The organism is Ignavibacteriota bacterium (assembly GCA_016713565.1).
Classification (GTDB): domain Bacteria; phylum Bacteroidota; class Ignavibacteria; order Ignavibacteriales; family Melioribacteraceae.
On sequence record JADJOX010000007.1, the window covers coordinates 346,552 to 357,656 of the forward strand.

At 30.2% G+C, this 11,105-nt stretch carries 11 protein-coding genes; 4 read left to right on the plus strand and 7 right to left on the minus strand.

Features of this window, described 5'->3' with window-relative positions; all coding sequences use genetic code 11:
• Window positions 1-37: 37 nt before the first annotated feature.
• From porU to nth, 3 genes are all read right to left on the minus strand, one after another.
• Window positions 38-4,009 (minus strand): type IX secretion system sortase PorU, encoded by a 3,972-nt coding sequence (gene porU / locus IPK06_08570; protein MBK7980039.1) that lies wholly within the window; start codon window positions 4,007-4,009, stop codon window positions 38-40.
• A gap of 254 nt (window positions 4,010-4,263) precedes the next feature.
• On the minus strand, window positions 4,264-4,821 hold the full coding sequence (locus tag IPK06_08575) for an HDIG domain-containing protein (GenBank protein ID MBK7980040.1): 558 nt from the start codon (window positions 4,819-4,821) through the stop codon (window positions 4,264-4,266).
• Window positions 4,822-4,823: 2 nt separating this feature from the next.
• Window positions 4,824-5,465: an endonuclease III gene (gene nth / locus IPK06_08580; GenBank protein MBK7980041.1), complete on the minus strand. Its 642-nt coding sequence runs from the start codon at window positions 5,463-5,465 to the stop codon at window positions 4,824-4,826.
• A 63-nt stretch (window positions 5,466-5,528) separates the two neighbouring features.
• Between nth and IPK06_08585 the strand changes: the two genes are divergently transcribed.
• Genes IPK06_08585 through IPK06_08600 form a run of 4 tightly spaced genes read left to right on the plus strand, consistent with a single transcriptional unit; the run spans window position 5,529 to window position 7,637 of the window.
• Window positions 5,529-6,365, plus strand: a complete 837-nt coding sequence (locus tag IPK06_08585) for an NHL repeat-containing protein (GenBank protein MBK7980042.1) — start codon at window positions 5,529-5,531, stop codon at window positions 6,363-6,365.
• 2 nt (window positions 6,366-6,367) lie between these two features.
• Window positions 6,368-6,829, plus strand: a complete 462-nt coding sequence (locus IPK06_08590; protein MBK7980043.1) for a DUF2085 domain-containing protein — start codon at window positions 6,368-6,370, stop codon at window positions 6,827-6,829.
• A 2-nt stretch (window positions 6,830-6,831) separates the two neighbouring features.
• Window positions 6,832-7,341 carry a hypothetical protein gene (locus tag IPK06_08595; GenBank protein ID MBK7980044.1) on the plus strand — a complete coding sequence of 170 codons (510 nt, stop codon included), beginning with the start codon at window positions 6,832-6,834 and terminating at the stop codon, window positions 7,339-7,341.
• Window positions 7,338-7,637 carry a hypothetical protein gene (locus IPK06_08600; GenBank protein ID MBK7980045.1) on the plus strand — a complete coding sequence of 100 codons (300 nt, stop codon included), beginning with the start codon at window positions 7,338-7,340 and terminating at the stop codon, window positions 7,635-7,637. Before IPK06_08595 ends, IPK06_08600 begins: the two co-directional genes overlap by 4 nt.
• Here IPK06_08600 and IPK06_08605 read toward each other — a convergent pair.
• Genes IPK06_08605 through IPK06_08620 form a run of 4 tightly spaced genes read right to left on the minus strand, consistent with a single transcriptional unit; the run spans window position 7,612 to window position 11,104 of the window.
• Window positions 7,612-8,301 carry an energy transducer TonB gene (locus tag IPK06_08605; protein ID MBK7980046.1) on the minus strand — a complete coding sequence of 230 codons (690 nt, stop codon included), beginning with the start codon at window positions 8,299-8,301 and terminating at the stop codon, window positions 7,612-7,614. The genes IPK06_08600 and IPK06_08605 overlap by 26 nt on opposite strands.
• Entirely contained in the window at window positions 8,298-8,702 is a 405-nt protein-coding gene (locus tag IPK06_08610) for a biopolymer transporter ExbD (GenBank protein MBK7980047.1), read from the minus strand. Before IPK06_08610 ends, IPK06_08605 begins: the two co-directional genes overlap by 4 nt.
• Before the next feature lie 7 nt (window positions 8,703-8,709).
• Window positions 8,710-9,366 (minus strand): MotA/TolQ/ExbB proton channel family protein, encoded by a 657-nt coding sequence (locus IPK06_08615; protein MBK7980048.1) that lies wholly within the window; start codon window positions 9,364-9,366, stop codon window positions 8,710-8,712.
• A 19-nt stretch (window positions 9,367-9,385) separates the two neighbouring features.
• Complete coding sequence (locus IPK06_08620) at window positions 9,386-11,104, minus strand: SPOR domain-containing protein (GenBank protein MBK7980049.1); 1,719 nt, start codon at window positions 11,102-11,104, stop codon at window positions 9,386-9,388.
• Window position 11,105 lies beyond the last annotated feature (1 nt).

Sequence of the window (11,105 nt, forward strand, 5' to 3'; positions counted from 1 at the left end):
CAAATTGATAAAAATTTTAAACAAGGTAAACTTAATTTTACCTAATAACCGCCATTTTTCCAAGAATATTCTCATTATACTTACCATCTATACTTTCAACTATCAGTTTATAAAGATAAGTACCGTTACCGATTTTATTGTTGTCATCGTCTTTTCCGTCCCACTCCAATTTCACAAATTTGTCTTCCACATTCGACGCATTAATTTCTTTAATTGCTCTTCCGGCAACCGTATAAATTTTAATTTTAACATTAACTGCATTACTTAAATTATGCTGAAAAGTAAAATATGTGTTTGAACTAAAAGGATTGGGATAATTGTATACTTCTCTAATAACTAATTTATTTCCGTCAACAACGGTAAAATTATTTTCTTCTGATGAGAAATTATTAAAAACGTCCCAAGCATTAACTTTAATGCTGTATTCACCAGGTTGCAATGATGAAAAATTATAAATTACTTCGCCTGATTTGCCGCCTGAATTCAAATCACCAATAAAATAATTTGTTAGATCAATTGAATTTTGCTCGTCATTATTTAAAACTGCCTCAAGCTTATGCCCAATTCCCGTGCCGGTTGTATTCAGTCCCGTTTCATCAAATAATTTTATGTGTAATTTAAAATTAGGATTTACTAAATAAGAATTTCCTTGTTCGTCATCATAAAGTATTTTAATTTCAGGACCTTTTCCATCATTTACATTTGTTGTATCAGTCCCGCCAATAGTTATATTATCTGTATAACCGATTCCGTCAAACTCATCGTTAAAAAAATATGCGACAATTTTTCCGTTTTTATTTTCGTAAGAAATATCTTTAGGAACAATAAAGCTAGTGGAAAAATCACCGTTATTTACTGATACTCTGCCTCTAAAAATAACGCCCCCCTGATCTTCCATATCATAATTAATATCTTCAAGATGTATTGTTCTTTTTGAATCAAAAACCGTTATAATTCCTTCGCCGTCAAAACCTTCTGAAGTTGAATCAACATTAAAGACTTTTCCAGATATATTTACCGAACTTAAAGCAGAAATGTTTATTGTTTGAGTCAAGTTAGAACCATTTACCGAAGTAATTTTAAGCGGCAGTTTGGGAATATTCAACCTCAATGCAGGATCACAGAAGAGATGATATTTCTCATCATTTGAATCAAAATTTTCATTTTTTAATCTGTAAAAAGCATTCCCGATTCTTATAGGCAAACCAAGGGAATCTGTTGTATATAACATGTGTGAATAAAATGAAACCGCTAGCTGATAATTATTACTTGAGTAAACGGGTCTGTCTGCAGAAATTCCACCAATCATTCCGGCATTTTCCATGAGAATCATTTCTTCAGTTGCGCTCTGTAAATTAGGGTCATCATATTTTCCAAAATCGCATGTAGCTGCGGTAAGGAAAAATAGTTCTCTATTCTTCAATTGCGGAATTGATACAGCCCTTTCAAAAACTTGCTCGTGCGCCCAAAGATCCGGACTTCCGTGACCGAAATAATTAAAGATTAATGTCCCGTTATTTATTGCATTAATGATCTCTGTATTACACGTCGGTTTTCTTCTTCCAAGACCAGTATTAATAGTTTGGAAATTTGACAAGTATATTTTTTTTCTATCAAAACTCTTAGGAATTTTTAATTTTGAAAGACTTTCAGATTGACCGGTATGCAATGAACCGTCATCTTGAATGCTGCCTTTACTAGAGTTATATCCGGCCAAACCATCATCCGCCAATAAGGTAATTCTATTTCGCCATAAGCCATAATCAAGATTAGTTTCGTAATCAATAATTTTATCGACAACAATTTTTGCTTCACTTAAATTCGTAGCGCTCAATCTGCCAATTCCCAAATCTGCTTTTTTATCATTCCCCGAAATACGAGAATAATAATCATCATACGGAAATGAGTAAATCTCAAAGAGGGATTCAAGCTGTTGATAAGTCGGAATAAAATTTTTGCCTATTCCTTCAATATTTAAATAATCATAATCACCATCGCCAAAAAGCAAAATATACTCAGGTTTTATTTGCCAATTTTCATAAGCATATTTTAAAAAATCTCTTATGGCGGTTGGATCTAGAGATCCGCCAGAAAATTCCTTATAAATATCTTCTACATAAACTGTTTTAGAACTTATTGGAAACTGAGCTTCAATTGATCGGTAATTTTTTAATCTTTCTGCTTGTTCTTTAAATATCAACGGAGAAATAATAATATAATTTGCGCCTAACTGTTCGCCTCTTAAATTAGTATTTGTTTCTTTTTCACCTTTGTTTGGTATTTTATATTTTCCGGAATGAACCGCAATATATTTTGAACTATAAGCAGAATTTTCCGAATTAGTAAATGTAAAACTTCCGCCATTTATATCGGCATTAACAATTTTCGGGTTTGAATAATTACTGATGTTTAAAATTTTAAAATCACTTCCGCTGAAATTATTTCCCTGATATTGAATATTTCCATCAACTAACTTTGAAAAAAATATTAGACTATTATCAGTCGCCGTTAGATTTTTATAATATTCTATTTCAAAGTAGTCCAAGTGACCTTTATCAGAAAGTACAGAAGGAGTAAATGTAAATTTCAAAATTGATTGATTGTTTGGCAAACTACCTTTATAACTGAAAAAATCTCTTTTCAAATTTCCATATCTGTATTCTTGATCCGATGTTGCTGCACCGGGAATTAATTTTGAATAAACTCTAGTCGAATTTTCATCTATTGTTAGAGAATTTTGCTGTTTTGCACCATTTACAAATTGGAAAGTATAATTTATTGTGCTGTCTGAATTCAGTTCATTTAATGTGTTAGTATAAGTTTTAGTTTTACTGCTTGAATTATAATTATCTTCTACAAATAGAAGTCCCATACCCATTAAATTTTGTTTATCCAAATCTCTAAATTGGTATGCGATTGTAGAATTTTGTACAAAATCATACTGGCTAGAAGAATTACTCTGCGTTGTCATTCTTTTACCCGAACTTCCGCCGTATGTAATCCAATAATAATTTTTATTGGAGTAATAATTTTTATTTCTTGTTATTTTATCGGAGATATCGTTGAATTCCCAAAAATCAACACCTCTTCCGTAAAATAAGATATAATCATTGTCACCAAAACTGCCGTCACCTTCTCCACTTACGTAAATAGCGTTTTCAACCAAATCTACGGGTCTATTTGTAGTTACAACACTTGGCAGACTGTAACCGCCGTTATTATATATTTTAATAGTTCTTGGATCAATTGAATTTACAGGAACACCAAGTTCGGAAAGATAAGATTTATCAATTTTATAAATTCCTTCTTCGGGTGCCTCAAATTTATACCATTCGCCTTCGGCTAAAACAGAATTTTGAGCTGAAATTTTACTTAAACTTTTTTGGTCACCCCATAATTTTGCGGCATCTTTATTTATTAGAATATCTGCGGCAAATTCAGAAATATTATTTCTACTTTTATTGGTATTCGGCGCATAAGTTAATTGGAAAACAACTTTTGTATAAAATTTAATTTCCGAAGCAACAGGATCAAAAAGAACCGGATTGATTTTTATATCCTGAACTTGCGCATCTCTAATTTTTCCATAATCACCAAACTCAATTAAATCGGGCTGTTTATAATTTATGTAATCATCAGATTTATTATAAATGAAATCCGTAATTCCATTATTTTTATCAAAATTCGGAATTGGTTTTAAATTCCCATGAAGAATTTTATAATCCGAACTGATTACTCTTACATTATTACCAAGTTCTTGTGGAACTCCCAAAGTAAAAATTCTATTTGGAATTTCCGGCATTCCTTCGGCATTTCCTGAATATGAGCCATTTAATAAAATTGCATTTCTAAACTGTTCAGAATTTAATTTAGTTAGTGATGTATCAATAAAAATCGGAGAATATTCAATGGTAATAGAGCTTGATGTAGAAGATAAAACCGTAAAGTCTTTTTGTGCGGAAACAAATGCAGAAAAAAATAGGAACCCTATTGCAAAGTATTTGTACACTAACTGATCTCCAAAATAATTAAGTTTAAAAATAAAAAAATCTTAGGTAATTAATTATTTGTAAAATTCAAATGGTAACAAATACTCTATAGATTTCCTTTTCTATACATTCTAAATATTTAATGGGACAAATTAGAAAACTTTGGACCAAATTGTCAAGTCAAATTCTTAATTAATAAAACTTGAAAAATGCACAATTCCCAAGATATTTTCGATACAAAGTAAATAAAATTAAATTAAAAATTAGTGCAAAATTAAAGACCTAAATCATTTTTAATACTCTTCATTGCGTTTATACAGAATAATATGTGCTCATCCAGGGGGATATTAAGGTCTTCTGCGCCTTTTATTATGTCTTCTCTACTTACAGCTTTTGCAAAAGCCTTATCTTTCATTTTCTTTTTAACTGAACTCACTTCAACTTCTTCAATATTTTTATTTGGTCTAACTAAAGTTACAGCCGTTATAAATCCCGATAACTCATCACACGCAAATAGCGTTTTTTCGAGTAAAGTTTCACGTTTTAAACCAGCATGATCAGCATGAGACATTATTGCTCGTCTAAAGCTTTCTGAAAATCCTTTTTCTTTTAGAATTTTTTCACCTTGAAATGGATGGTCATCCATTGTTGGGTATTTTTCATAATCGAAATCGTGTAAAAGCGCCGCGTTTCCCCAAAACTCAACGTCTTCATTGAACTTTTTAGCATATTCCTTTACGCAGACTTCCACCGAATATGCGTGTTTAAGCAAACTTTCGTTTTTAGTATATTCTTTTAACAACTTTAAACATAATTCACGATTTCGCTCCATTTTCATCCTCTTTTTAATTTTGAACTAACGCAGTATTTTTCAACAACGCAATTTTCACATTTTGGTCTGTTCGCGACACATATTTTTCTTCCATGGTTAATAAACCAGTGAGTAGAATTTATCCAATCTTCTTTCGGTAAAAGTTCCTTAAGCTTCATTTCAATAATTTCCGGATTTTTAGAATTTACAATTCCCAATAAATTTGAAATTCTATTTACGTGAGTATCAACCGCAATTGCCGGAATTTGAAATGCGTGTCCGGAAACAACTGAAGCGGTTTTTCTTCCAACGCCGGGAAGTTTAATCAATTCATCAAATTTATCTGGCACTTTTGAATTGTATTTTTCTACCAATATTTTGCAGCAATTTATTATACTTTTTGTCTTTTGTTTATAAAATCCAGTTGAAAAAATCAATTTTTCCAATTCATTTTGATCTGCGGCGGCAAATTCTTCCGCAGTTTTATAATTTTTAAATAGATCTTTTGTTACGATATTAACTCTTGCATCCGTGCATTGCGCGCTTAAAATTGTCGCTATTAGCAATTCCAAAGGATTGGTAAATTCTAGCTTCGGTTTAGTATTTGGATATTCTTTTTTTAATATCTCAAATATTTTATTTATTCTCTTAGATTCGTTAAGCATTAATTTATTTTCCGTAAATAATATTCACTTTTCTAAAAATAACATTTTACCTAATTTTATTTTATGAAAATTCTTTTAGCAATATTCGTTATACCATCCATTATTATTTCACAATCTTTACAGTTTGTAAACGATTTCGGAAATTTTGAAAATGCGACTTCATTTGATATCGATTTATCTCAAAACTTTTACATTTCAGATGATAGAACAAATAATATAATTAAAATTGATTCTAATGGAAACCAACTTAACAGCATTGGTGGTTACGGCTGGGAACCTTCTACTTTCGATGAACCAATTGATATTGTTACAAATACGCTCAGTTTGTACGTTGCGGATAAAAATAATCACAGAATTCAGCGTTTTGATAAAGATCTTAATTTCCTATCGGAATATTCGGGAACAAATTCCAATAATGAAATTATGTTTGGTTATCCCATCTGTATTAACATTTCCAATATCGGTGATTTATACATTTTGGATTCTGATAATAATAAAATTCTAAAATTTAATTTAAACGGAGAATTTCTGCAGGAAATTGGCGGAAATGATGCCGGAATTGTTGCAATAAATAATCCCAAAAGTTTTGCAATTGATAATTCCAACAATATAATTGTTTTGGATGAAGCTTATATAAAAGTATTCGATCAATATGGGAATGATCTTTTTTACTTTAAGACAAACGGCATTGTAAATAAACTAAAATTCAGTTCGGGCTTACTGATTTTCTTAAATGAAAATGAAATTAAATTATTTGATCTAATTAATAGAAAAATGATAAGCGAATTTTCTAATCTTCCTAATTTTGACAAAGATAAAATTGTCGATGCTGAAATTGTAGCGGATAATTTATTCGTACTTACGCAAAACCGAATTTTAAAATATTTCATCATAAAATAGATTTGCAATTTAAAAACCAAAATTCAATAAATCTAATTTTATTCCTTATAATTTTACTTTGGTGTATTGGAATTTTTTCTGAATATTTAATAAATATATTTCCAACAATTTTTTATGTTTTTCCATTTTTAAAATATAACTATTCGATTGTTTGTCATACACAACCGGAAAAGCTTATAAATTATTTTGGATTTCACACGTTGGTTTGCGCAAGATGTACTGGGATTTACATCGGATCTTTAATAAGCATAATTTTAGTAATTCTTGGTTTTAAAAAGAACGTTTCAACAAAAACTTTAATATATTTTTCATTACCGTTGTTTCTTGATGTATTTTTTACTTCATTTAGCTTTTATCAATACTTGCCTTTTATCGCATTTGTGAGCGGCTTACTTTTAGGTTCAGTCGGATTTTCATATATTCACAAACAAATTTTAGTTTTATTCAGTAAAGAAAAGGAATAATTTTGAAAAAATATTTACCGGCTTTAGTTACGGGATTTTCTGCTGGAGTTTTACACGTGGTTCCGATTGCAAAATCTTTAACGTGTTGTTTAATTGTACCGATTGCAGCTTTCATTTCAATAACACTTGCGGCAAAATCTGAAAATATTTTGGGGAATTTCAGTATAAAGCGCGGAGCGTATTTAGGATTTTTAACCGGAATTTTTGCGGCTTTCTTCGGAAGTTTTTTTGATATTTTTATAACATTTTTAACTAAAAATAACGACATTCTAAATGCTTTCGGTGAGTTGAGCAATATGGTTGATAATTTTCCGGTTACACAAGAAATTAAAAATGAAGTTTTATCTTTACTACAAAATGTTGCCGATTCAATTAGACAAAAAGGTTTTTCATCAATTTATGCATTTTCAATTATTATAAATAACTTTATCGTCGATTCTGTTTTCGGATTGATAGGCGGATTGGTTGGAACAAAATTTTTTAATTCAAAGAATTCAGGAGTGCAATTATGATTATTGTTTTCATTTTTTTATTGCACATAATTTTCACCATTTACATTTTTATAAATAAGTTAAAGACAGAATCATTAAGTTCGGCGTTAATAAATTTAGCTTTTATAATAATATTTTTCAGTATTGGATGGTCGCTTGCAACTATGCTGATTAAGATATTTATTGACGCTGAAGGTTTTGGTAAATTCTTTGACAGAGATACTATAGCTTTGACGATTTTATCCGTTGCGGAATATTTCTTCTATAAATTTTACTACAAAGATTTAAAATCTATCTCAAGCGGAAAGGGAAAATAATAACCGCGGTTTGTTCAACATTTTTTGCTCTTTCCGGTAAAGGTTCAAAGCGCCACTGCCTTAATGAATTTATTGCTGCCAATTCAAGCTTTGTATCCGCTTTGATGAGTGGTAAGATTTTGCCTACACTTCCATCTGATAAAATTGTAAATCTCAATTTAACATCTATTTCTTTTGAAACACCTTCCGGATAAGGCGGAAGCGAATAACTATAAATCTTTCTTTTCCCTTTTCCTCCAAAGTCTATTTCAAATCCAAAATTAGCGTTACCTTCTCCCGTTTCATCTTTACCGTTTCCCGCTTCTTCTTCTACGGTCTCAATCGGCTCAACTTCCTCTGGTTTGGTAACTTTATCACTTTTCTTTTTATCAGAACCTATAACAACGTCATTAGTTTCATCGGGATTAACAACCTTTGGCAATTCAACTTCTTTAACTTCTTCTTTTTTAATTTCTTTTTGTTCTTCGGGTTCTTTGGTTTGTTTCTCCTGAGTAGGATTCTCAGCCAAAACTCCTGCCGAACTTAAATTACCTATAGAGCCAAATCCAATGGTTACAAACTCCTCTTCTTCCGGTTCAAGATTGATTTTTATTAAAAACAAAATCAATAACAGAATTAGATGAAAGGCTACAGACATTAAATATGGATAATTTCTTTTTTTCAAAATGACTGCTTCTCGGTTTCAATTGTAAATTTTTCTATTCCAACTGCTTTAGCCGCGTCTATTACTTGAATAACAAGATCAATATCAACTGATTTATCCGCACGGATTACTAAATTATTTTCCGTTATATCCTGCATCAAATTGCCTAATTTTAACGCAAGTGATGACAAATCTGTTTTTTCACTACCAACATATACTTCTTTCTCTTCAGTAATGGATACAATTAGTTTTGTGGGCATACTTTGTTCGTTCATTTTAGATGCCGGCAATTTTACTTTTACTCCGGTTTGAATTACAAATTGCGAAGAAAGCAAAAAGAAAATCAACAATAGAAATACAATATCCGTCAACGATGAAAAGTTGAATGCACTTAATGGTTTTTCTTTTGTTTCAAATTTCATTTTAAGCCTATAATTCTATTTCAATATCTTCTTGAATAACTTTATTTCCTCGGCTTGTTTCTTCAATAATATCAAGAACATCGTTGGAAACTACTTCCATATCACGAATTAATTTGCTTATGCCGGTTGTAAGATAATTATAGAAAGCCAGCGCAACAATACCAATTGCCAAACCAACAGCGGTTGTAATAAGAGCTTCCCAAATACCGCCTGCTAAATCACTTGGGTTTGCGGAACCTTGTAAATCTTGAATCCTCATAAACGCTTGAATCATTCCGGTAACCGTTCCCAAAAACCCTAATAATGGCGCAATTCCTGAAATTGTAGCAACCATAGAAAGACCTTTTTCTAATTTTGCCACTTCTTGTCTTCCTGCGTTTTCTATTGATTCTTTTACTCTTTCATGACCTAAATGATATTTTTTCAAACCGCTTTTAATTATATTGGCCGCAGGCGATTTTTCTTCAATGCAATAACTGATTGCACCTGAAATATCTTCTTTAATTAGCATTCCTCTTATCTTGACCAAAAATGCCGGTACATTTAGTTTTGATTTTTTAATAACAATATATCTTTCAATAATAATTCCTACGGCTATAACCGAGCTAATGAATAACGGAATCATCAGCCATCCGCCTTTTGAAAGCATTGATAAAATTGACATGTTTATTCCTTAAATTCTGTTATAATTTAGATTGATTTTTTTGTGCTTCTTCTAAAGTTGAGTATGGACCAATTCTAACTCTGTGCCAAGTCCCATTTAATTTCTGAATGAAAACTTTTATAACATATGCGTCAAATCCTCTACTCTTTAATTTATTTGCTTCTCTTTCGGCAATTGACTGCTGTTTCCAAGATGAAATTTGTACAGAATAATTTTTACCATCCGAGTAAATGTTGTTACTTACTTCTTCTTCTTTCTGATTTTGTTCTTTGAATATTACTCCCTTTTCTGCATCGATTTCTTTTTTATTTTTTGTTTCACTATCAACGCTGGATAATACTTCTTCATTTTTTAATTTTGATATTTCTGGTGGAAATGACTTCGCATTTCCTTGATTATTTTGGTTTTTCAAAACAGAATCTTGTTTATCAGCATCAATCGTATTTGAAAGTAAAATTTCATTTCCAGGTATTGTTTTATTAGTATCCGAATTTCCAATTGTTTCATTTAAATTTTTATCGTTTTCTATATTCAATTTTGCTTCTTTATCATCTTTTGAGGACAAATTAATAAAAAACAAATAATAAACAGAAAATGCTAAAATCATAAAAATTAATAGTGTAACTATTACATAGCCATTTTTTTTCCCCTTGGGGGATTCTGATTTAGTATAATTTTTATTCTTCAACTGATTCTCATAATTTGAATCATTATTATTTTGCAGATCAATTTGTTCCAACTTTAAAACTGTTGAATCAAATTCCTCATCATTTTCTTCATTTTCATTTTGATCATTTTCAATCAATTCAAACGAATTTACATTGTTTGCTTGATTTTCGTCTGTTTTTTCAGTTTCAAATTCTTCAGATATGGGATTATTAATGTTATTATCAGTTAAAGAAAATTTATCTTCTAAATTTGGGAATTTTTCTCCAATTATCTGAATATTTTCTTTATTGTTTTCATCATGGTCTTCAAATTCATCTAATTTTGTTTTTTCAACATTATCAAGTAGATCATTTTCTAAAATCTCGTCTTCCATATCTTCTGTTTCTTCATCAATTTTCTCATTTGATGTCAGTTCATTTATTTCTTCATTATCCAAGCTTCCGTCTTCAAAAATATTATTTAATATTTCATCATCATTTAATTCTTCAAAATCATTCTCAAACAATTGTTTACTTTTCAAATCGATATCATCATCAAAATATGAATCCAATTCATCATTAATTTCATCTTCATTAAATATACTTTGTGCTTCTTTACCTTCAAAATAATCTTCCCAAATATCATAGTTTGAAATTTTTTCTGACTGCTGAATTAATTCATCAATTTTTGTTTCAATTTGTTGGGCCCTAACATCGCTGGTGTCTTTTGAACCGTCGTCTTCCAATGATATCATTGGTTTGCCAATTCCCAACTGAAATATTTTCTCGTCAAATTCAACAGTATCGGTAAATTTTTGTTGAATATCTAAAGTTAAAAAAGGTGATGATTCAACTGAAATTTCACTTGCCGGAGAGAACAATAGAGTTTTTTTTCTGTTTTTTGTTTTATTTATTTCTTCACTTAATTGTTCTTTAATTTGGAATACACCCAAACCTTTTATTTTGAGTGCATCGCCGACAAATATTGAATCAACAATTTTATCTTTAAACTTGTTGAACGCAAAAACACTTTCGTTTTCGTTTAATCCTAATAGTTCGGCAAACTTTTTTTCTAAATTTTCTTTATCCATT